The organism is Streptomyces sp. CA-106110 (assembly GCF_050936285.1).
In the GTDB taxonomy this organism is placed as follows: domain Bacteria; phylum Actinomycetota; class Actinomycetes; order Streptomycetales; family Streptomycetaceae; genus Streptomyces.
Window position 1 is genome coordinate 7,663,294 of record NZ_JBNJNB010000001.1, and the last position, 21,268, is coordinate 7,684,561.

The following is a 21,268-nucleotide window of genomic DNA, read 5'->3' on the forward strand; positions in this document are numbered from 1 at the left end:
AAGACCCGGAGGAGTCCGACGATGAGCAGCACCGAGAACACCGCAGGCGCGAGCCGGCCCCGCGGCCCCGTCGACTCGTCCCGCATCCCGCGGTACGCGGGTCCGGCGACCTTCGCCCGGCTGCCCCGCCTCGACGAGGTCGGCACCGCCGACGTCGCGGTGGTCGGTGTGCCGTTCGACTCGGGCGTCTCCTACCGCCCCGGCGCCCGCTTCGGCGGCAACGCGATCCGTGAGGCGTCCCGCCTGCTGCGCCCGTACAACCCGGCACAGGACGCCTCCCCCTTCGCGCTGGCCCAGGTCGCGGACGGCGGCGACATCGCGGTGAACCCCTTCAACATCAACGAGGCGGTGGAGACCATCGAGGCCGCCGCCGACGAGCTGCTCGGCACGGGCGCCCGCCTGATGACGCTCGGCGGCGACCACACCATCGCGCTGCCCCTGCTGCGCTCGGTCGCGAAGAAGCACGGCCCCGTGGCACTGCTGCACTTCGACGCCCACCTCGACACCTGGGACACGTACTTCGGCGCCGAGTACACGCACGGCACCCCGTTCCGCCGCGCCGTCGAGGAGGGCATCCTCGACACCTCCGCGCTCTCCCACGTCGGCACCCGCGGCCCGCTGTACGGCAAGCAGGACCTCACCGACGACGAGAAGATGGGCTTCGGCATCGTCACCTCCGCCGACATCTACCGGCGCGGCGCGGACGAGGTCGCCGACCAGCTCCGCCAGCGCATCGGCGACCGCCCGCTGTACATCTCCATCGACATCGACTGCCTCGACCCGGCCCACGCCCCCGGGACCGGCACGCCCGAGGCCGGCGGCATGACCTCGCGTGAGCTCCTGGAGATCCTGCGCGGCCTCGCCTCCTGCAACCTCGTCTCGGCGGACGTCGTCGAGGTGGCGCCCGCGTACGACCACGCGGAGATCACGTCGGTGGCCGCGTCGCACACCGCGTACGAACTCACGACCATCATGACCCGCCAGATCGCGGCCGCCCGCGCCGGTGAGGAGACCGAGACCAAGTGACCCACGACCACGACCTGGTCCTCCGTCCGACGGCGGCGCAGACCGAGGCCGCGCTGAACCCTCCCCGCGGCCGCAACGGCGGGGACCTGGTCGTGGAGACGCTGGCCGGGCTGGGCGCGACGACGGTCTTCGGACTGCCCGGCCAGCACGCGCTCGGCATGTTCGACGCGTTGCGCCGCTCCGATCTGCGGTACGTCGGACTGCGGGTGGAGAACAACGCGGGCTTCGCGGCCGACGCGTACGGCCGGATCACGGGCGAGGCGGCACCGCTGCTCCTGTCCACCGGCCCCGGCGCGCTGACCTCGCTGGCCGCGCTCCAGGAGGCGGCGGCGGCCTCGGCCCCGGTCCTCGCGATCAGCAGCCAGATCCCGACCGCGGGGCTGGGCGGCGGCCGCCACGGCTACCTCCACGAACTTCCCGACCAGGCGGCCTCGTTCCGTGGCGTGGTCAAGTCCGTCCACACCGTCCGCACCCAGTCCCAGATCCCGTCTGCGATCGCGGAGGCGTGGGCGTCGGCGCTGACGGCCCCGCACGGGCCGGTGTGGGTAGAGATCCCGCAGGACGTGCTGCTGGGGGAGACGGGCCTGCCGGTGGTGACGGCGATGGACGCGACCCCCAAGGAACTGGTGCCGCGCCCCGAACTGACCGCGGTGGCCGCCGAGTTGCTCTCCAAGGCCGCCCGTCCGGCGATCATTGCGGGCGGAGGAGTGGTCCGGGCGGACGCCTCCGGGAAGCTCCTGGCGCTAGCGGAGCGGCTCCAGGCCCCGGTGGTGACCACCTTCGGCGGCAAGGGCGCCTTCCCCTGGGAGCACCCCCTCTCCCTCCAGTCCTGGCTGGAGGACCGCCACACCACGGACTTCCTCGAGGACGCGGACGTCCTGCTGGTGGTCGGCTCCGGACTCGGCGAACTGTCCTCGAACTACTACACGTTCAAGCCGCGCGGCCGGGTGATTCAGATCGAGGCGGACCTCGGCAAGCTGGAGTCCAACCAGCCGGCCCTGGGCATCCACGCGGACGCACGCCTGGCGTTGCAGGCCCTGCTGGAAACGGTGTCCGTACGGGAGGACGCGGCGGCCCCCGAGCGCGTACAGGCGTTGCTGGCCCGGGTCGCCGAGCGGATCGCGTCCCAGGAACTGACCCTGGAGCAGCAGGTGCTGGCGTCGGTGCGGCGTGCCCTGCCCTCCGGCTCCCCGTCCTTCTGGGACATGACGATCCTCGCGTACTGGGCGTGGTCGGCCTTCGACCCGCGAGGCGCCAACACCATGCACTCGGCGCAGGGCGCCGGCGGCCTCGGCTACGGCTTCCCGGCGGCGCTGGGCGCGGCCGTAGCGGACCCGACGCGCCCGGTCCTCGCGGTCTCGGGCGACGGGGGAGCCCTCTACTCCATCGCCGAGCTGGCGACGGCACGGCAGCACGACCTGAACGTGACGTGGCTGATCGTGGACGACGGCGGCTACGGCATCCTGCGCGAGTACATGACGGACGCCTTCGGTGAGGCCACGGGGACGGAGCTGACCCGCCCTGACTATGTGGCGCTGGCCGAGTCCTTCGGTGTCCCGGGGGTCCGCACGACCCCGGAGTCCCTTGAGGACGACCTCACGAAGGCCCTTGCCCAGCCGGGTCCCTCGGTGGTCGTCCTCCCGGCGGTCCTGCGGATGTTCGCCCCGACGCACCTGGAGTGACGCGGCCCGACCAGAACCTGATCGCCGGAGACGGACTCAAGGGATCGGACCGCCGCAGACGGATTCAAGGGCCCGGACCGCCGGAGACGGACTCAAGGGCCCGGACGGGATCACCGGAACCAGAAGAAGATCGTGTCGTTCGTCTGGCCGAGGCTCCGGGCGCTCTCCCACTCCTCGGCCTCGACACGCAGCACCTCGGCGAACCTGCGGACCGTCCCCTGGTGGTCGGGATCCAGCCGGTCCAGCACCGCCTCGTACGCGTCGCAGAGCGCGGCGGCACGCGGGGCCGGCAGGACGCCGATCTGCGGAACGATGTCGCCGGGGTGCGGCAGCCCTACCGGCGGCCCGCTGAACAGGAACGTGCCCGGCCGCAGATCCGACGGCACGCCGTGCCGGGCCAGCTCGTCGTCCACGGAGTGGAACCAGGACATCCGCCGCCATGACCCGAGGTCCACGGTGTCGGAGAAGTGGCACGCCACCACCTCGTGGAAGGCGTACGTGTACGCGGGGCTCACGTCCACGCTGAGTGCGCCCTCCAGCAGTTCTTCGAGTGCCTGGCCGACGGAGACCCCGAGATCGATGCCCTGGTCGTGGAACCGGGCGTCGGTCTTCGCGCACCTCTCACGCACGATCCCGAGCAGCCGCTCCTGCTGCGGCGTCGGCTCCACCGCGGTGAGCAGCCGCATGACCCTGCGCATGTCGCCGGTGCTCATCTCCAGGCAATAGCTCACTGTTTCCTCTTCCTCCCCATGCTCCGGACGCGTCCGCCCATGATCGCAACAGCCCCCGGCAGGACGGGGGTCAGGGTTGCGCCGCCGGGCGGCGTCCCCGCCGGCGGAGGGAGCCGCGGGCGCGGAGCGGGGAAAGGGCCGTCCTCCGTACAACCATTCACCCGTGTCTGTGCGTCATGAGTTCGGACGTGCCGGGGCACGTCCGATTCCACCAAGAAGATGGGGACTCCATGACTCACCGGATGTCCCGGCGCGCCCGTGTGCTCTGCGCGAGCCTCGGTGCCGGGGTGCTCATACCGCTCGTGGCGAGCGCCGCGCCGGCCGCTGCCGCCACGCCGACGGTCGCCTGTACGTCGGGCAAGGCGGGCCTGGCCGCCAAACTGCAGAAGGACATCACCGCAGCGCTCGCGGGCCGCAAGGGGACCGTCGCGGTCGGGCTCTACGACCGCTCCACCAACACCACCTGCTCGCTGCGCGCCACCAGTGCCTACGACTCGGCCAGTGTCGTCAAGGTCACCGTGCTCGCCACGCTGCTGTGGGACGCCAAGAAGCACAACCGCTATCTGACCTCTCGTGAGGTCAGCCTCACCACGGCGATGATCACCAAGTCGGACAACAACGCCACCAGCGCGCTGTGGAAGCAGCTCGGCCTGACGAAGATCAAGGGCTTCCTCACGGCCGCCGGCATGACCCAGACCAAGCCGGGCGCGAACGGCTACTGGGGCCTGACCCAGATCACCGTGCAGGACGAGCAGAAGCTGCTCAAGCTCGTCACCGCCAAGAACACCGTGCTGAGCGACAACTCCCGCGCGTACATCCTGAAGCTGATGGGGAAGGTCATCTCCTCGCAGCGCTGGGGCACTCCGGCGGGCGCCCCGTCCGGCGTCTCCGTGCACGTCAAGAACGGCTGGCTGCAGCGCGCCACACACGGCTGGCGGATCCACAGCGTCGGCACGTTCAACGGACGCGGCCACGACTACATGATCACCGTGCTCACCCAGGACAACAGCACCATGAGCTACGGCGTCACCACCATCCAGAACGTGGCAAAGGCCATCCACAAGGATCTGGTGCCGACGACCACCGCCCAGACCGCGTACGTGCCCACGAGTACGCCGCAGGAGGTCATGCCCGCGGTTCCCGCGAGCTGACGTCCGACTCCCGTCGACTCACGGCGAGTCCATGCACGCTCCACCGGCTCGCCCTACGGTGGCGCCATGCGCCTGCGAATGCTTCTCGGCACCGTCACCGCCACCCTGGCGGCGGCCGCCTGGCCGGCCGCCGCCGGGCCCGCCGCCGTAGCGTCCGCCGCGACCGGCACGGCCGCGCACGCCTGCTCCTCCAGCGTCGACATCAAGGGCTTCTCCGACGCCCTGGACAAGACGACGTACGAGGGTACGTTCGTCGGCAACTTCTCCGCGCTCTCCATCGGCAGCGACGGCCGGATCGCCGCGCTCTCCGACCGCTCCTCGCTGTTCACCCTGGACCGCAACACCTTCGCGCCCACGAGCGTGGTGAACCTCGCCGACGAGAACGGCGCCGCGCTCGACTCCGAGGGGCTCGTCGTGGACCGCGACGGCACCCGTCTCGTCACCTCCGAGACCGAGCCGTCCGTACGCCGCTACTCCCGCGACGGCAAGATCCTCGACCGTCTGCCGGTGCCGGACTCCCTCCGGGTCGCCCCGGCCGGGCGCGCCACCTCGAACCAGACCTTCGAGGGCCTGACCCTGCTGCCCGGCGGGCACCGACTGCTCGCCGGCATGGAGGGCTCGCTGAGCGGCGACACGGCCGGCATCGTGCGCTTCCAGACCTGGACGCGGCACGGGCGGCACTTCGCGCTCGCGGCCCAGTACGGCTACCGCGCGGATGCGGGTCTCGGCGTCTCCGAGACCACGGCGACTCCCGACGGGCGTCTGCTGGTCCTGGAGCGCGGGTTCACCGCCGGGTACGGCAACACCGTCCGCCTCTACCTGGCCGACCTGCGCCACGCCACCGACACGAGCGGCATCGAGAACCTCACGGGCCAGACCGGCGTACGCCTGGTCAAGAAGACGCTCCTGGCCGACATCGTGAACTGCCCGTCACTGGGAGCGACGGCCAAGCAGCCCCAGCCGAACCCGCTCCTCGACAACATCGAGGGCATGACGATCACGGGCGCCTCGCACGGCCGGCTGAACGTCCTCCTGGTCAGCGACGACAGCCAGAACGCGGCACAGATCACCCGTCTGTACTCACTGCGCGTCCGTCTCCCGCACCCCACGGCGTCCTAGGTCCGCGGCACCGCCCTCCCTGGGGCCTTGGTCTCGGAATTGTTGCGGAGGGATGAAATCCGCTTCTGTTCGCGTTGGTGCCTTCCGGAAGATCAGGTCTCGAGGAGGGCACCGGCGTGACAGCGCACCAGGGGGAAACGCGAGGTTGGGCGTGGAGGCTCGCCGGCTACGCCTGGCGTCATCCGGCGGATGTCGTCCTCGCGCTGGGGTCCTCCCTCGGCGGCATGGCCGTCATGGCGCTCGTCCCGCTGGTCACCAAGGTGATCATCGACGACGTGGTCGGCAAGCACACCCGGTCCATGGCGCCCTGGGCCGGCGCCCTCATCGGCGCGGCCGTCCTCGTCTACGTCTTCACCTACATCCGCCGCTACTACGGCGGACGGCTCGCTCTCGACGTCCAGCACGACCTGCGGACGGAGATGTACACGACGATCACCCGACTGGACGGACGGCGTCAGGACGAGCTGTCCACCGGCCAGGTCGTCGGCCGCGCCACCAGCGACCTCCAGCTGATCCAGGGACTGCTGTTCATGCTCCCGATGACGATCGGGAACCTCCTCCTCTTCCTGATCTCCCTGGTGATCATGGCGTGGCTGTCACTGCCGCTGACGCTCGTGGCGCTGGCCGTCGCGCCCGCCCTGTGGTTCATCGCCAAGCGCAGCCGCACCCGGCTGCACCCGGCCACCTGGTACGCCCAGGCCCAGGCCGCGGCCGTGGCGGGCGTGGTCGACGGCGCCGTCAGCGGCGTACGCGTGGTGAAGGGCTTCGGACAGGAGGAGCAGGAGACCGGGAAGCTGAGGGAAGTCGGACGCCGGCTCTTCGCGGGGCGGCTGCGCACCATCCGGCTGAACGCGAAGTACACCCCCGCCCTGCAGGCGGTGCCCGCCCTCGGCCAGGTCGCCATGCTCGCGCTCGGCGGCTGGCTCGCGGTGCACGGCCACATCACACTGGGCACGTTCGTCGCCTTCTCCTCCTACCTCGCCCAGCTCGTCGGCCCGGTGCGCATGCTCGCGGTCGTCCTCACCGTCGGCCAGCAGGCCCGTGCGGGCGCCGAGCGGGTGCTGGAACTGATCGACACCGAGCCCTCGCTCAAGGAAGGCAGCAAGGAACTGCCCGCCGACGCTCCGGCGACCGTCGAGTTCGACGACGTCTCCTTCGCCTACCGCGACGGGCGGCCGGTCCTCGACGGCCTCTCCTTCGAGATCCGCCCCGGTGAGACCCTCGCCGTCGTCGGCTCCTCCGGCTCGGGCAAGTCGACGGTCTCGCTGCTGCTGCCGCGCTTCTACGACGTCACGCACGGTGCCGTCCTCGTCGGCGGCCACGATGTGCGCGAGCTGACCCTCGGGTCGCTGCGCTCCGCCATCGGCCTCGTCCCCGAGGACTCCTTCCTCTTCTCCGACACGGTCCGCAACAACATCGCCTACGGCCGCCCCGACGCCACCGAGGAACAGATCCGGCAGGCCGCGCGTGCCGCGCAGGCCGACCGCTTCATCACCGAGCTGCCCGCTGGGTACGACACCACGGTCGGCGAGCACGGACTGACCCTCTCCGGCGGTCAGCGCCAGCGCGTCGCGTTGGCCCGTGCCATCCTCACCGACCCGCGGCTGCTGGTCCTGGACGACGCGACCTCCGCGGTGGACGCCCGTGTCGAGCACGAGATCCACGAGGCGCTGAAGCAGGTCATGCAGGGCCGGACGACCCTGCTGATCGCCCACCGGCGCTCGACCCTCAACCTCGCCGACCGCATCGCCGTCCTCGACGGCGGCCGGCTCGCCGACATCGGCACGCACGAGGAACTCCAGGAGCGGTCCGCCCTCTACCGCCGGCTGCTGACCGATCCCGACGAGCTGGGCGGCGTCTCCCCGGGCCATGTGCCGCTCGTCTCTCCGCAGGAGGACACCACTGTCCGGGAGGAGCTGGACGCCGAGTTCGACGCCGAGCGCGGGGTCACGCCGCACCTGTGGACCGGTGATCGTGAGCCCAAGAACCTCGCGCTGACCGGCACCCCCGCCACTCCCGAGCTCCTCGCCCAGGTGGAGAAGCTGCCGCCGGCCGACGACACCCCGGAGATCGACGAGGCAAGCGCGGTCCGGCCCGAGGAGTCGTACGGACTGACCCGGCTGCTGCGCGGCTTCGGCCTGGTCCTCCTCGCCAGCCTCGGCCTGGTCGCCGTCGACGCGGGCATGGGCCTGCTGCTGCCGATCCTGATCCGGCACGGCATCGACCAGGGCGTCTCGCGGATGGCCGTCGGCGCGGTCTGGGCCGCGTCCCTGCTCGCGCTGCTCGCCGTCCTGTTGCAGTGGGTGGCGCAGATCGGTGAGACGCGGATGACCGGACGCACCGGTGAACGCGTGCTCTACGCACTCCGGCTGAAGATCTTCGCTCAGCTCCAGCGGCTCGGACTCGACTACTACGAGCGGGAGCTGGCGGGCCGGATCATGACCCGGATGACGACCGACGTGGACGCGCTGTCGACGTTTCTGCAGACGGGCCTCGTCACCGCCTTCGTCTCCGTCGTCACCTTCTTCGGCATCATGGTCGTGCTGCTGGTGATCGACGTACAGCTCGCGCTCGTCGTCTTCGCCACACTGCCGCCGCTGATCGTGGCCACCGTCTTCTTCCGCCGGGCGAGTGTGAAGGCGTACGAGCTGGCCCGCGAGCGGGTGTCGACGGTCAACGCGGATCTCCAGGAGTCGGTGTCCGGGCTGCGGATCCTGCAGGCGTTCAGGCGCGAGGAGGACGGCGGGCGGCGGTACACGGAGGGCAGCTACAGCTACCGCCAGGCGCGCATCCGCGGCCAGTGGCTGATCTCGGTGTACTTCCCCTTCGTGCAGCTGCTGTCCTCGGTGGCCGCGGCCTCCGTCCTGATCGTGGGCGGGCACCGGGTTGACGCGGGGACACTGACGACGGGCGCGCTGGTCGCGTATCTCCTCTATATCGACCTGTTCTTCGCGCCGGTGCAGCAGCTCTCCCAGGTCTTCGACGGCTACCAGCAGGCCTCGGTCTCGCTCGGCCGTATCCAGGAACTGCTGCGGGAGCCGACCACGACGAAGGCCGCCGAGAAGCCGCTCGAGGTGCCGTCGCTGCGCGGCGACATCGCCTTCGAGGGCGTCGACTTCGCCTACGGCGACGACGAGGAGGCGCTCAGCGGTGTCGACCTGAGGATCCCCGCCGGGCAGACCGTGGCCTTCGTCGGCGAGACGGGTGCGGGCAAGTCGACCCTGGTGAAGCTCGTCGCCCGCTTCTACGACCCGACGCGCGGCCGGGTGCTCGTCGACGGCACCGATCTGCGCTCCCTCGACCTCTCCTCCTACCGGCACCGGCTCGGCGTCGTCCCGCAGGAGGCGTACCTGTTCGCGGGGACCGTCCGGGACGCCATCGCCTACGGACGTCCGGACGCGACCGACGCCGAGGTGGAGGCGGCGGCGCGGGCCGTCGGCGCGCACGACATGATCGCCACCCTGGAGGGCGGCTATCTGCACGAGGTCGCCGAGCGCGGCCGCAACCTGTCCGCCGGACAGCGGCAGTTGATCGCGCTGGCCCGCGCGGAACTGGTCGACCCCGATGTCCTGCTGCTCGACGAGGCGACCGCCGCGCTCGACCTGGCCACCGAGGCGCAGGTCAACCAGGCGACGGACCGTCTCGCCGGTCGCCGTACGACGCTTGTGGTCGCCCACCGGCTGACCACGGCCGCCCGCGCCGACCGCGTGGTCGTGATGGACCACGGGCGGGTCACCGAGGACGGCACCCACGAGGAACTGCTGGCGATCGGCGGTCGGTACGCGCAGCTGTGGCAGACGTTCATCGGCGAGCCCGAGCAGGAGGAGCCGGTGGGCTCCACGGCATGACGCGGAGCCAGTGTGCTCCACGGCATGACGCCGGCACTCCCGTCTTCCGGCCGGCAGGAAGACGGGAGTGCGGTGATGTCGTCCGGAACCCGCAAGAACCGCCGTCCGGGACAGCGTCGCGACGCAACCATCCGACGCACGCCCTGCGTCCGTACACCAGTACGCTGATCGTCACGGGGAGGACAACAGTGGACAGTGGTGCGATACGCCGGCGCCTGGCGCTCGGTCTGGCCGTGCTGACGGCCTCCGGTCTGCTCGCGGTGGCGAGCCCGGGGAACGCGCAGGCGGCCGACTTCTGTTCCGGGCGCAAGGTCCGCACGCTCCCGTTCTCCACCGGTTCGGTGTGGATCTACAAGCGCGACGGCTATGTGTGCGCGATGACCGTGGCGAAGAACGTGTCCGGCCTCAGGCCGATGTCGGTCAGTGTGCAGGCGCGTGGCAGCCGCCCCGCGGCGGACATCGGCCGGTACCGGCACCACGCGGGTCCCGTGACCGTGCACGCCGGACACCGGTGCGTGTGGGTGCGCGGTTCGGTGGGCTCGGGTTCGGTCAGCTCGGGCTGGATCCTGTGCTGACGCACGGCTGAAGCCGGCGGGGCCTTCTTGGCCAATTCACAGGTTTCTCCAACCTCCCCTGGTGCCAGGGCGGTTGCTCCGCTAGGTTCCGGCGGACATCCGCGTTGAAGGGGAGGGTGCATGCGCAAAGCGCTCAGATGGCTGCTGGCGCTCGTAGTGCTCATAGGCATGCTGAGTACGGCGACGGCGGCCACCGCTGCCGCAGCCGACACGGACATCAAGGACCGGCTGCTCGCCATACCCGGCATGAGCCTGATCGAGGAGAAGCCGTACGCCGGGTACCGCTTCTTCGTCCTGAACTACACCCAGCCGGTCGACCACCAGCACCCGTCCAAGGGCACGTTCCAGCAGCGGATCACCGTGCTGCACAAGGACGTCTCCCGGCCGACGGTCTTCTACACCGGCGGCTACAACGTCTCCACGACCCCGGGCCGCCGTGAGCCGACCCAGATCGTGGACGGCAACCAGGTTTCCATGGAGTACCGCTATTTCACCCCCTCCCGTCCGCAGCCCGCGGACTGGTCGAAGCTCGACATCTGGCAGGCGGCGAGCGACCAGCACCGCATCTTCGAGGCGCTCAAGCCGATCTACAGCAAGAACTGGATCGCCACGGGCGGGTCCAAGGGCGGTATGACGGCGACGTACTTCGAGCGCTTCTACCCCCGGGACATGGACGGCGTCGTCGCGTACGTCGCGCCGAACGACGTCGTGAACAACGAGGACTCCGCCTACGACCGCTTCTTCACGAGCGTGGGTACGAAGGAGTGCCGGGACCGGCTGAACGCCGTGCAGCGCGAGGCGCTGGTGCGCCGGGAGCCGCTGGAGAAGAAGTACGCGCAGTACGCGGTGGACAACGGCTACACCTTCAACACCATCGGCAGCCTCGACCGGGCCTACGAGGCCGTCGTCCTCGACTACGTGTGGGGCTTTTGGCAGTACAGCCTGCTGAAGGACTGCGACACGATCCCGGCGGACGCGAAGAACGCCACGGACGACGAGATCTGGAACTCCGTGGACACGATCTCCGGCTTCTCCTTCTACACGGACCAGGGGCTCGAGCCGTACACGCCGTACTACTACCAGGCGGGTACTCAGCTGGGCGCGCCCACGATCCACTTCCCGTACATCGAGAAGAAGTACGTCCGCTACGGCTACCAGCCGCCCCGGAACTTCGTGCCCCGCTCCATCCCGATGAAGTTCCAGCCGTCGGCGATGCGGGACGTGGACACCTGGGTCAGGCACGACGCGCACCACATGCTCTTCGTCTACGGCCAGAACGACCCGTGGGGTGCCGAGCGCTTCCGGCTCGGCTCGAGCGCGCGTGATGCGTACGTCTTCACCGCCCCCGGCCTGAACCACGGTGCGAACGTGGCCGGCCTGGTCTCCGACCAGAAGACCCTGGCCACCGCCCGCATCCTGGACTGGGCGGGTGTCGCCTCGACGGCGGTGCAGCGGAACCCGTCGGCGGCGAAGCCACTCGCCGCGTACGACGCGAAGCTGGACCGCCGGGACGTGGAACGCGAGCCGAGGCTCCGGCCGTAAGTCCCCCGCTGCGCCCGGCCGGTGCTCACACCGGCCGGGCGCAGCCCACCGGCTTGTCGCCGCCGAGCTGGACGTAGAGCGCCGTCGACGCCGGGCACCGGGAGCGCTGCGCGACGGCCGACGTCACCTTGTACTCGGGTGCGTGGGCGCCCCTGCCGTCGCAGGCCGTCTCCCGGACCTCGCCGCCGCCCGCCCCGTACACGCAGTCACCCACGATGGTGAGCGGTCCGCCACCGCCGCCGGGGTCCCCCGGGTGCGGCGGCTCCAGGTTCCGCATGCACGCGTACCCCTGCGGCACCGCCTTGCCCGCGTCCGGCGACGGCGTGGACTTGCTGATGTTCAGGACGAAGTCCGTGGTCGCCGCGCAGGGAGGACCCTGTTCCATGGGGCCGTCGTACCGCGCGATCACCCGGGCCGCCGCCCGTTCGCTCGTGCACGGAACCTCCGTGAAGCTCGTCGTCCCGAAGGAACTGCACTCGTCCACCGCGAGGAACTCGGCCCCGTATCCGGACGGCTGCGCCGACCTTCCGCCCTGGCCCGGCCGTTTCCCGTCCGTCTCCGAGGACGTCTGGCATCCGGAGAGCCCCACCATCGTCAGCGCAGCGGTCATCAGCGCACCCGCCCACGCCTGTCCTTTTCGCATCGCAAACATCCGGTCCAGCGTGACCCGCGATCACGAGATACGCCAGACATGTGTGATGTTTTGCGACATTCGGGTGCGAGATGCGCGGTGTGAGGCGTACGTTCAGTACGACATTCCGTAGCCGATGGGGTACAGAACCTGTGCCGGGTCGTCTGCTCGTTGGACGGGTACCGGCAGCCGCCCGTGTGGCTTCACCCGGCCCGCGACGACCCGGGCTGCCGCGCGCAGTTCCACGTCCGTCCAGGAGTAGGTGGCCAAGCAGGCTCCCACATCGGGGAGTTGGGCCACGTCGTACGGGTTGCGGACGGCGATCGCGATCACCGGCTTGCCGGTGGCGATCAGACGGTTCACCAGGGTCCGCTGGGAACTGGTCGCGCTCACGTTGTACGTGGCCACCACCACCGCGTCCGCGTTCCCCGCCGCCGCCACCGCGTTGTCGATCGCCGCCGACGAGGGCGCGGTGCCGGTGGACAGCGCGGTCGCCGTGAAACCGAGGCCGGTGAAGGCGTTCGCCAGCACCGTGGTGGGCGGTCCGTCGGTGCCCGACGGCGACGCCGGGTCCGCGCCGACCACCAGCAGACGAGAGTGGGTACGGCGCGAGAGGGGCAGCAGGCCCTGCTGGTTGACCAGCAGCGTGGTCGTACGGTCCGCGACGCGGTCGGCCGCGCGCAAGTGCTCCGGGACGCCCACGGTCCGGTCGACGCCGCTGTCGGTGACGTACGGCCGGTCCAGCAGCCCCAGTTTCGCCTTCAGCCGCAGGACGCGCAGAAGCGACTGGTCGAGCCGTGCCTCGGTCAGTTCGCCGCCCTGTACGGCCTTCAGCACCGCGTTCCACGCGACGTCCAGGGAAGGCGGGCTCAGCAACTGGTCCACGCCCGCCTTCAGCGCGAGCACCGGCACACGGTCGTCGCCGTACTTCTGGCGCACGCCCTCCATGCCCAGAGAGTCCGTCACCACGACCCCGTCGTAGCCCAGTTCCTCGCGCAGGATGCCGGTGAGGACCGGGTGCGAGAGGGTCGCCGGGTCACCGGAGTCGTCGAGCGCGGGGACCATGATGTGCGCGGTCATGATGGCGTCGATCCCCGCCCGGATCGCCGCCCGGAACGGCACCGCGTCGAGTTTCTCCCACAGCTCGCGGCTGTGCGTGATGACCGGGAAGCCGAAGTGGCTGTCGACGGCCGTGTCGCCGTGGCCCGGGAAGTGTTTGGCGGTCGCCGCGACCCCCGACGACTGATACCCCTTCACCTCCGCCGCGACCAGGCCGCCCACCGCGTCCGGGTCGGCGCCGAAGGACCGCACGCCGATCACCGGGTTGGCCGGGTTGACGTTCACGTCGGCATCGGGGGAGTAGTCCTGGCGGATGCCGAGGGCGTGCAGCTCGGCACCGGCGATCCGGCCGAGTGTACGGGCGTCGGAGCGCGAACCGCCCGCGCCGATCGCCATCGCCCCGGGGAACAGGGTGGCGGGCTTGCCCACGCGCGCCACAATCCCGTGCTCCTGGTCCGTGGCGATCAGCACGGGGAGTCCGCGGGGCTGCGCGAGCGACGCTTTCTGGATCCCGTTCGAGAGGTCCGCGATCTGGTGCGGAGTACGGGTGTTGTGCGCCCACGTGAAGTAGATGATGCCGCCCACGCGGTACTTCGCGATCAGCTCGGCGGCCGTCCGCACGCCGATCTCCGCGAGGTTCGCGTCGATGTCGGCCTGATCGGGTTGGGTCGCCGAGTGGCCATAGACCCGCATCACGAAGAGCTGACCGACCTTCTCTTCGAGGGTCATACGGGAGATGAGGGTCCGCAGCCGGTCGTCGGCGGGCACGGCGGCGTGGCCGGTGCCGGGGGTGAGGGCGAGAGCCGCGGTCAGGCCCGCGGTGGTGGCGAGGACCGTACGTCTGGAGGGGGTCGGGGTGCTTCCCGTTCCGGCGTCGTGCACCTGCGCTCCTTCCGGAGGAGATCGCTGAAGGAAACTTCCGAAGAGTCACCACTATCCCGGAAGTTTCTGCCAGTCAAGGGAATGCGCGGTATCCGGCGAGTGGCCGCCATCGGCGCTGTAGGAGGGGGCGCGCCGATGGCGGCCGTGCGCTGCCGGTCGCGTGCGGCGGAGGGGGTGGTCGGCGATCGCAGACGGCAGCGAGGGCCGACACCGCATCGCGGAGACTCATCCGGCGGCGTGCGCATTGGACGAACTGCGGTCGTGCGAGGTTCCCGTGAAAGCGGCCGATTCCGGAAGTCGATGCGGAGTGGTCGAGGGCATATGTGCGCCGGGATTTTCGTTCGACGGCCCCGGGTGCATGAGCGAGAATCTCCCGGGCTTCCACGAGGCGTTCGCGGAGCCGTGAACCATGAGAGGCGTAGGGCGTTGACTTTCAAGCTGGAGGGGCCGGTCCTGGAGGGCACGCTCGTGCGACTCGAGCCGCTGGAGCACCGGCACGCGGCCGACCTGGCGGCGGCGGCGCAGGAGGACCGGGGCACCTACGCGTACACATGGGTGCCGGGGGACGACGAAGTCGGGGACTACATCGACGCGCAACTCGTCCGCGCGGCGACGGGCCGGCTCGCGCCGTACGCCCAGATCTCCCTCGCCACGGGACGCGCGGTGGGTGCCACGTCGTACTGGGAGCCGCGCTCCTGGCTGTCGGACGACCGACTCGACGCCATCGAGGTCGGCTTCACCTGGCTCGCCCGCTCCGCCCAGGGCACGGGCGTGAACGCCGAGGCCAAGCTGCTGCTGTGCCGCCACGCGTTCGAGGAGTGGGGCGTCTCCCGGGTCGATCTGAAGACCGACGCCCGCAACAGCCGTTCTCGTGCGGCCATCGAGAGCATCGGCGCCCGCTTTGAGGGCGTCCTGCGCAACTGGTCCCGCTCCTGGGCCCCGGGCGAGGAGGACCGGCTCCGGGACTCCGCGATCTACTCGATCACGGCGGAGGAGTGGCCGGAGTGCCGGTCACGACTGGAGGCAAGGGTGGCGAGGAAGTCGGCCCAGGCGCCGGGGGAGACGGTGAGGTAGGGGCGGTCGGGGGTCTTGGAGTCGCGGATGTGTATGGCGGTGGTGGCGGCGACCTCGATGCATTCACCGCCCGTGTTGTCGCTATGGGTGCTCTTGTGCCAGGCGTAGGCGGCTTCGACGCAATCGCCACCGCTCGAATCGCTGTAGCTGCTCTTGAACCACGCCAGCTCGGTCATAGCTCACCCGCCAACTGCTCGATCAGGACGGTGGTTTCCTCCGGCCGGAGGGCCTGGCTTCTGATCATTGCATAGCGACGAGCGAGTACTCCGACGTCTTCCGGCTTGGCCACGAGCGTGCTGTGCCCGTTTCCTTCCATGTACACAAGGGTGGTCTGCTCGGGGGTCTCGACCAGCTTCATCGGCCCTTGCAGGCCTGCGTGTCCGGCCTTGCTCATCGGCATGGCCTGGAGCACCACGTTGGGGCGCTCCGCGCAGGCGACCAGGTATTCGTACTGCTTGCGCATGACCTCCTGACCGCCAATCGGCAGCCGGAGCGCGGACTCTTCGAGGATCACGCTGACCACACACGAGGGCTTGCGGTCCAGGAGGCTCCTGCGTTCCATGCGGGCCGAAGTCAACTGGTCGATCTCCTCGTTGTCCAGCGGTGGGAAAGCGGACTTCAGCACGGCGTGCGCGTATGCCTCGGTCTGCAGCAGGCCGTCGATGAGCTGCACGCAATACGAGGAGACGCTGATCGCTTCCTGCTCCAGTTGCACGAACCCCTGGAAATGCGCCGGATACCGCTCCAGCCGCAGGTACTTGGCCGCCACCGAAACAAGCCCCCCGGCGTCGAGCGCCTTTCCGCCGCCTCGATGAACTCGTCCGTCGCCGGCTTCGCGCACGTCTCGACCGCGCTCACCGCCGCGCCCGAGTACGCCATCCGCTCGCCCAACTCGTTCTGGGACAACCCGGCCTTCACACGCAGCGTCCGCAGGACCTCCGCGAAGTACTGCGCGGCGGGCGACGACGAGTTCTTCCTGGGCTGCGTCATCGCAGCGATCCCCTCTACCCGGCTCAACGCCGATCAACGCGCAACCGGCACCAGTTGCCGTACGCGGTTGTCGACGCTCGGTCACTGGTGACCGTAGCGACCAGCGCCGAAAGTATCCCTATGAACACAGAAAGTGACGGCGCAAATCTCGGGCTCCGCACCTGGCGGCTGCGGTTCGCGCCCACCCCAAGCAACGCGGTGGAGGCCCGCCGTGGCGCCCGCTGCGTCCTGCGTTCCTGGGCCGTGCCGGCCGATGCCCGCGGGATCGTCGAACTCGTCGTCTCGGAGCTGGCGACCAACGCGGTCCGCCACGGGCGCGTACCCGGCCGCTACTTCGAGGTCGCGATGACGTACGACGGCGAGAAGGCCGTGGACGTCGAGGTGGTCGACGCCTCCCCGAACCGGCCGCACCTGGAGGAGCCGGATCCGGAGGCGACCTCGGGTCGTGGACTTCTGCTGGTCGCCGCGCTGGCGGAGTCGTGGGGGGTCAGGGACCGGTGCGTCGGGAAGACGGTGTGGGCGCGGATCCTGGTCTGACCGACAGCCGGTGGACCGCGCTCACGGCGCGTCCGGCGTGGCCGCGTCCCGCAGCTGCGGCGCGGCATCGTCGTGCCGATCCGGCGAGGCCCCCTCGCGCAGTTCCGGCGTGCTCGACCCCACGAACACGACCGCGAGCAGGCACAGCAGTCCGCCGCTGACGAGCGCGGTCGCGCCGGAGGTCCAGCCGGCGACCAGGCCGCCGCGCAGGTTGCCGAGGTTGGGGCCCGCCTGGCCGACGATCTGCTCGGCGGCCGTGACCCGGCCCAGCAGCACGTCCGGGGTGCGGGTCTGCACGATCGTGCCGCGCGAGATCACCGAGGTGGTGTCGGCGGCCCCGGCCAGCACCAGCAGGGCGAGCCCGGCCCAGGGGTCGGTGGTCAGACCGAACAGGGCGAGCGTCACTCCCCAGGTCCCGGCGCCGCAGAGCATCACCAGTCCGGGGCGTCCCCAGCGGGTGATCGAGCCCGACAGGGTCGAGCCGGCGACACCGCCGACGGCGACGGCCGACAGGAAGAGGCCGAGGGTGCGCGGGTTGTCGCCGAACCTCTCGGCGTTGACCAGCGGGAACAGGCTCATGGGCATGGCCAGCACGGTGGCCGCCAGGTCGGTGATCAACGCTCCGCGCACCACGCGGTGCCGGGCGAGGAAGCGCAACCCGTCCACCACCCCGTGCAGCCCGGTCCGCGACGGCTCGCCCTCGGGCGGAAGCACGGGCAGCCGGAAGGCGGCGTAGAAGGCGACGGCGAAGCTCAGGGCGTCGAGCAGGTAGCAGACGCCGACGCCGGCCCAGCCGAGCACCAGACCGCCGAGCGCCGGGCCGAGGAGCATCATCGCCTGGAAGGAGATCTGGTTGAGGGCGAGTCCGGCCGCCACCTCCTTCTTGGGCAGCAGCCGGCGCACGAACACCCCCGACGCCGGTCCGCCGACCGCACCGAAACCGGAGTGCACGGCCAGCAGGGCGAGCACGCCCGCCACCGGCACGTGCCCGAGGAAGCCCTGCACCGCGAGCAGCAGGGAGCAGGACGCCTGGCCCACGGTGGCGACGAGGAAGATCCGCCGTCGGTCGCCCCGGTCCGCCCAGGAGCCGGCGAACAGCCCGAACACCACCATCGGCAGCGCCTGCGCCAGCCCCACCGCACCGGTCCAGACCGTGCTGTGCGTCATGTCCCAGACCTGGTACATGACGGCGACCATGGCCATGAAACCGCCGAGCACGGACACCGTCCGCCCGATCAGCAGCCGCCGGAACGCCGGGGACGTCCGCAGCGGGCGCACGTCGATCAACGCACGGGAAAGGTTCATGAGGCGGCGGGCCGGAGGTGCTGGATCACGGCGCGGAGGCTAACCGCCCCGTTGTCCCCCCGGCCACCGAATAACGGGCGGGATCAGGCGGTCAGGCCGACTCGCTCAGCAGCCGGGTCAGGTGCTCCCGGCCCGGTCCGAGCAGCTCCGGCAGCGGCTGTGCCGCCTCGTACCAGCGCTTCTCGTACTCCCAGCACAGCCAGCCGTCCCAGTGGTGGCGGGAGAGGACCTCCACGCACTCGGTGAGCGGGAGGACCCCGTGGCCCAGCGGCAGGGGGGTCTTGTCCTCGGCGGACGCGATGTCCTTGACCTGCACGTAGCCGAGGTGCGGGCACAGGTCCGCGTACGTTTCCTGCGGCTGCTCGCCGCCCAGCCAGGTGTGCATCACGTCCCACAGCGCGCCCACCTGGCGGTGTCCCACCGTGCCGAGGATGCGCATCAGGTCAGCGCCGGTGGGATGCGAGTCATGGGTCTCCAGCAGGATGCGGACGCCGAGGTCGGCGGCGTACTCCGCGGCGGTGCCCAGGCGCCGCGCGGCGGTGGCATCGGCCTCTTCGGGGGACTGATCCGTGCCGCCGCCCGGGAAGACGCGGACGGAGGGGGCGCCCACATCGTGCGCAAGCTCGAGCAGTTGACGCATCTCGTCCAGCACGGGCCCGTCGTCCCCGGGGGCGGCGGCATGCGCGTACCCCGCGAGTCCCAGGATCTCGACGCCCCCCGCCTTGAACTCGGCGGCCACTTCGGCCCGCGCGGCCGGGCCGATGCCGGGGTGCACCGGCTCCTCGGGGTGTGCGCGCAGCTCGACGCCGTGGTAGCCGTTCGTGGCCGCGAGCCGGACCACGTCCGGCACGGGCACACCGGGGACGCCGAGGGTGGAGAACGCCAGCTTCATGTTCTTGGACCCTACTCGTCACTCGCGCATGGCGCCCCTCGTCCTCACTCCCGGACGCCGAGCAGGTCAAGACGCCAGTCCTGGCCGACCAGGTCCTTGCCGAAGGAACGGTGGGGCTTCTCGGCGACGAGGACGAAGCCGTGGCGCAGATAGATCCGCCGGGCGGCGGCGAGGACGTCGTTCGTCCACAGGACGAGCTCGCGGTAGCCGACGCCGCGCGCGAAGTCCACGCACGCCTCAACCAGCCGGTCGCCGATGCCGAGGCCGCGCGCGTCGGGCTCGACGAGCAGCAGCCGCAGCCGGGCGGTGGCCGGGGCCTCGTCCCGTACGCACATCACACACCCGACCGGCCGCCCTCCCCCGGTCTCGGCGATCCACACCCGCTCCAGATGAGGGTCGTGGTCCTCGGCGAAGTCGGCGACGATCCGCGCGACCAGCCCCTCGTAGTCGGCGTTCCAGCCGTACTCGGCGGCGTAGAGCGCGGCGTTGCGCTGCACGATCCACCCCAGGTCGCCGGGCGCCGGGTCGCGCAGCACCACGTCCTCGGGGCGTGCGGCGCGGCCGTCCGAGAGGAGCGAGCGGATCGTGCCCATGGCCTCGGCCAGGCGCGGCCGGTCGGCGGGGGCGACGGTGTCCAGCAGCGCGGCGACGGTCTCGCGGGCCCGCTCCTCGAGCAGGTCTGCCGTCTCGCGGCCGCGCGTGGTGAGCGTGACCCGCCGACGGCGCGGGTCCGTGTCGGAGGTGGCCCGCTCGACCAGGCCGTCCCGCTCGAACTTGTTCAGGATGCGGCTCAGATAGCCCGCGTCGAGCGAGAGTTCGCCCCGCAGGTCGGCCGCGTCGGTGCGCGGCGCGTGCGCCAGCTCGTACAGCACACGGGACTCCGTGAGCGTGTACGGGGCGTAGAGATGGCGGCCGTAGTCCAGCGCGCCGATGACGTTGGTGTAGAAGCGGTTGAACGTGCGGATGTCCTGGACGGTCATGGCCGGCCCCTGCTGTCCGATGGTTGACTCAGTCAGAGGTACGGAACGAGCGTACGTCGACTCGGGGCCGCCGTCCATGGGTCGCAGCACGCCGTATCGGGCTGCTCGCGCTGCCGCGTCCGTTTCTGGCGGCGAACCTGTGGGCGCGGCGGGCCGCGGCGACGCCGCGCCCCTATGCGCGCGGTGCGCCCGTCGACCCGCGCACCATCAACTCGCCGCGCACCGTGGCGATCCCGCCCGGCGGCGGCTCCTCCCGGCCCATCGCGATCCGGCCGGCCCGGGCGCCCGCCTCCGCGAGCGGCAGCCGTACCGTCGTCAGGGCCGGTACGGCGTCGATCGCGAACGGGAGGTCGTCGAAGCCGGCCACCGAGACGTCCTCGGGAATGCGCAGTCCCGAGTCCCGCAGCGCCGCGCACGCGCCCAGTGCCACCGTGTCGTTCGCCGCAACGATCGCCGTCAACGACGGTTCCCGGCGCAGCAGTTCCAGCGTCGCCTCGTAACCGGAGCGGCGGTCGTAGGAGCCGTGCATGGTCAGCCGCGGGTCGTCCTCGATCCCCGCGGCGGCCAGTGCCCCCCGGTGTCCCTCCAGCCGGTGGCGGGTGGTCGTACGCTCCTTTGGGCCGGCGATGTAGCCGAGCCGCCGGTGCCCGAGCCCGGTCAGGTGCTCGGTGAGCCGCTGCCCACCGCCCCGGTTGTCGAAGGTCAGCGCGATCGCCTCGGCGGCGGGAGGGCGGCCGCACAGGACCACCCGGGTCCCGGCCGCCGTGAGCTTGCGCAGTTTGGCGCCGACCGCCTCCGCGTGCGCGCTGTCCTCCACCGCGCCACCGGTCAGCACCACGGCCGCCGCCCGCTGGCGCTGCAGCAACGTCAGATACGTCAATTCCCGCTCCGGAGAGCCGCCGGTGTTGCAGACCACGGCGAGCCGTTCGCCGCCGGCCCGGCCTCCCGGGCCCCCGATCTCCGACTGGATCGCGCTCGCCATGATCCCGAAGAACGGGTCGGCGATGTCGTTCACCAGAATGCCGACCAGGTCCGAGGTGGCCGCCGCGAGCGCGCTCGCCGGGCCGTTGAGGACGTAGTCCAGTTCGTCCACCGCGCGCAGCACCCGCTCCCGGGTCGACGCCGCCACGGGGTAGTTCCCGTTCAGTACGCGCGACACGGTGGCGGGCGACACCTGCGCGCGCGCCGCCACGTCCGCCAGGGTCACCGTCATCGTCGTCCTCCGGTCGGGCGTCTCGTCGTAC

The 21,268-nt window shown here is 71.0% G+C and carries 20 protein-coding genes; 10 read left to right on the forward strand and 10 right to left on the reverse strand.

Features of this window, described 5'->3' with window-relative positions; genetic code table 11:
- Nucleotides 1–21: 21 nt before the first annotated feature.
- Complete coding sequence (gene speB / locus ACQEXA_RS35300; protein WP_432928042.1) at nt 22–1,026, forward strand: agmatinase; 1,005 nt, start codon at nt 22–24, stop codon at nt 1,024–1,026.
- Nucleotides 1,023–2,708 (forward strand): thiamine pyrophosphate-binding protein, encoded by a 1,686-nt coding sequence (locus ACQEXA_RS35305; RefSeq protein ID WP_433132026.1) that lies wholly within the window; start codon nt 1,023–1,025, stop codon nt 2,706–2,708. Before speB ends, ACQEXA_RS35305 begins: the two co-directional genes overlap by 4 nt.
- A 110-nt stretch (nt 2,709–2,818) precedes the next feature.
- Here the strand turns inward: ACQEXA_RS35305 and ACQEXA_RS35310 are convergent, their stop codons facing one another.
- On the reverse strand, nt 2,819–3,439 hold the full coding sequence (locus tag ACQEXA_RS35310) for a DUF7691 family protein (RefSeq protein ID WP_432928039.1): 621 nt from the start codon (nt 3,437–3,439) through the stop codon (nt 2,819–2,821).
- 230 nt (nt 3,440–3,669) lie between these two features.
- On the opposite strand from ACQEXA_RS35310, the gene ACQEXA_RS35315 reads away from it, so the two are divergent.
- The 5 genes from ACQEXA_RS35315 (at nt 3,670) to ACQEXA_RS35335 (ending at nt 11,674) form a co-directional block, all read left to right on the forward strand.
- Complete coding sequence (locus ACQEXA_RS35315) at nt 3,670–4,590, forward strand: serine hydrolase (protein ID WP_432928037.1); 921 nt, start codon at nt 3,670–3,672, stop codon at nt 4,588–4,590.
- Nucleotides 4,591–4,656: 66 nt separating this feature from the next.
- The gene (locus ACQEXA_RS35320; protein ID WP_432928035.1) at nt 4,657–5,709 is read left to right on the forward strand and encodes an esterase-like activity of phytase family protein; all 1,053 of its coding nucleotides are present in this window, start codon (nt 4,657–4,659) and stop codon (nt 5,707–5,709) included.
- A 116-nt stretch (nt 5,710–5,825) separates the two neighbouring features.
- Nucleotides 5,826–9,557 (forward strand): ABC transporter ATP-binding protein, encoded by a 3,732-nt coding sequence (locus tag ACQEXA_RS35325; RefSeq protein WP_433132028.1) that lies wholly within the window; start codon nt 5,826–5,828, stop codon nt 9,555–9,557.
- Between the two features lie 188 nt (nt 9,558–9,745).
- Entirely contained in the window at nt 9,746–10,132 is a 387-nt protein-coding gene (locus tag ACQEXA_RS35330) for a hypothetical protein (RefSeq protein WP_432928031.1), read from the forward strand.
- A gap of 120 nt (nt 10,133–10,252) precedes the next feature.
- Nucleotides 10,253–11,674 (forward strand): S28 family serine protease, encoded by a 1,422-nt coding sequence (locus ACQEXA_RS35335; protein WP_432928029.1) that lies wholly within the window; start codon nt 10,253–10,255, stop codon nt 11,672–11,674.
- Nucleotides 11,675–11,699: 25 nt separating this feature from the next.
- On the opposite strand, the gene ACQEXA_RS35340 is transcribed toward ACQEXA_RS35335, so the two are convergent.
- Nucleotides 11,700–12,284 carry a hypothetical protein gene (locus ACQEXA_RS35340; protein WP_432928027.1) on the reverse strand — a complete coding sequence of 195 codons (585 nt, stop codon included), beginning with the start codon at nt 12,282–12,284 and terminating at the stop codon, nt 11,700–11,702.
- A gap of 135 nt (nt 12,285–12,419) precedes the next feature.
- Nucleotides 12,420–14,246 (reverse strand): glycoside hydrolase family 3 protein, encoded by a 1,827-nt coding sequence (locus ACQEXA_RS35345; protein ID WP_432928025.1) that lies wholly within the window; start codon nt 14,244–14,246, stop codon nt 12,420–12,422.
- A gap of 426 nt (nt 14,247–14,672) precedes the next feature.
- On the opposite strand from ACQEXA_RS35345, the gene ACQEXA_RS35350 reads away from it, so the two are divergent.
- Nucleotides 14,673–15,320, forward strand: coding sequence for a GNAT family N-acetyltransferase (locus tag ACQEXA_RS35350; RefSeq protein WP_432928022.1), 648 nt, complete (start codon nt 14,673–14,675; stop codon nt 15,318–15,320).
- Here the strand turns inward: ACQEXA_RS35350 and ACQEXA_RS35355 are convergent.
- Genes ACQEXA_RS35355 through ACQEXA_RS35365 form a run of 3 tightly spaced genes read right to left on the reverse strand, consistent with a single transcriptional unit; the run spans nt 15,221 to nt 16,238 of the window.
- Nucleotides 15,221–15,496 carry a DUF397 domain-containing protein gene (locus ACQEXA_RS35355; RefSeq protein ID WP_432928021.1) on the reverse strand — a complete coding sequence of 92 codons (276 nt, stop codon included), beginning with the start codon at nt 15,494–15,496 and terminating at the stop codon, nt 15,221–15,223. The two genes, ACQEXA_RS35350 and ACQEXA_RS35355, sit on opposite strands and share 100 nt — an antisense overlap.
- Nucleotides 15,493–16,035, reverse strand: a complete 543-nt coding sequence (locus tag ACQEXA_RS35360) for a DUF5753 domain-containing protein (protein WP_433132030.1) — start codon at nt 16,033–16,035, stop codon at nt 15,493–15,495. Before ACQEXA_RS35360 ends, ACQEXA_RS35355 begins: the two co-directional genes overlap by 4 nt.
- Nucleotides 15,939–16,238, reverse strand: coding sequence for a hypothetical protein (locus tag ACQEXA_RS35365; protein ID WP_432939181.1), 300 nt, complete (start codon nt 16,236–16,238; stop codon nt 15,939–15,941). Before ACQEXA_RS35365 ends, ACQEXA_RS35360 begins: the two co-directional genes overlap by 97 nt.
- On the opposite strand from ACQEXA_RS35365, the gene ACQEXA_RS35370 reads away from it, so the two are divergent.
- A complete protein-coding gene (locus tag ACQEXA_RS35370) occupies nt 16,132–16,401 on the forward strand; it encodes a hypothetical protein (protein ID WP_432940054.1) in 270 nt (89 codons plus the stop codon). The genes ACQEXA_RS35365 and ACQEXA_RS35370 overlap by 107 nt on opposite strands.
- Nucleotides 16,402–16,430: 29 nt before the next feature.
- Complete coding sequence (locus tag ACQEXA_RS35375) at nt 16,431–16,847, forward strand: ATP-binding protein (protein ID WP_432928017.1); 417 nt, start codon at nt 16,431–16,433, stop codon at nt 16,845–16,847.
- Between the two features lie 21 nt (nt 16,848–16,868).
- Here ACQEXA_RS35375 and ACQEXA_RS35380 read toward each other — a convergent pair whose 3' ends face one another.
- The 4 genes from ACQEXA_RS35380 to ACQEXA_RS35395 all read right to left on the reverse strand — a co-directional run bounded on the left by ACQEXA_RS35380 (nt 16,869) and on the right by ACQEXA_RS35395 (nt 21,237).
- Nucleotides 16,869–18,152 (reverse strand): MFS transporter, encoded by a 1,284-nt coding sequence (locus tag ACQEXA_RS35380; protein WP_432928015.1) that lies wholly within the window; start codon nt 18,150–18,152, stop codon nt 16,869–16,871.
- Nucleotides 18,153–18,243: 91 nt separating this feature from the next.
- Nucleotides 18,244–19,044, reverse strand: coding sequence for a sugar phosphate isomerase/epimerase family protein (locus ACQEXA_RS35385; protein WP_433132032.1), 801 nt, complete (start codon nt 19,042–19,044; stop codon nt 18,244–18,246).
- Nucleotides 19,045–19,088: 44 nt separating this feature from the next.
- Complete coding sequence (locus ACQEXA_RS35390; protein WP_433132035.1) at nt 19,089–20,024, reverse strand: bifunctional helix-turn-helix transcriptional regulator/GNAT family N-acetyltransferase; 936 nt, start codon at nt 20,022–20,024, stop codon at nt 19,089–19,091.
- Nucleotides 20,025–20,196: 172 nt separating this feature from the next.
- Nucleotides 20,197–21,237, reverse strand: coding sequence for a LacI family DNA-binding transcriptional regulator (locus ACQEXA_RS35395; protein ID WP_433134685.1), 1,041 nt, complete (start codon nt 21,235–21,237; stop codon nt 20,197–20,199).
- Nucleotides 21,238–21,268: the final 31 nt, after the last annotated feature.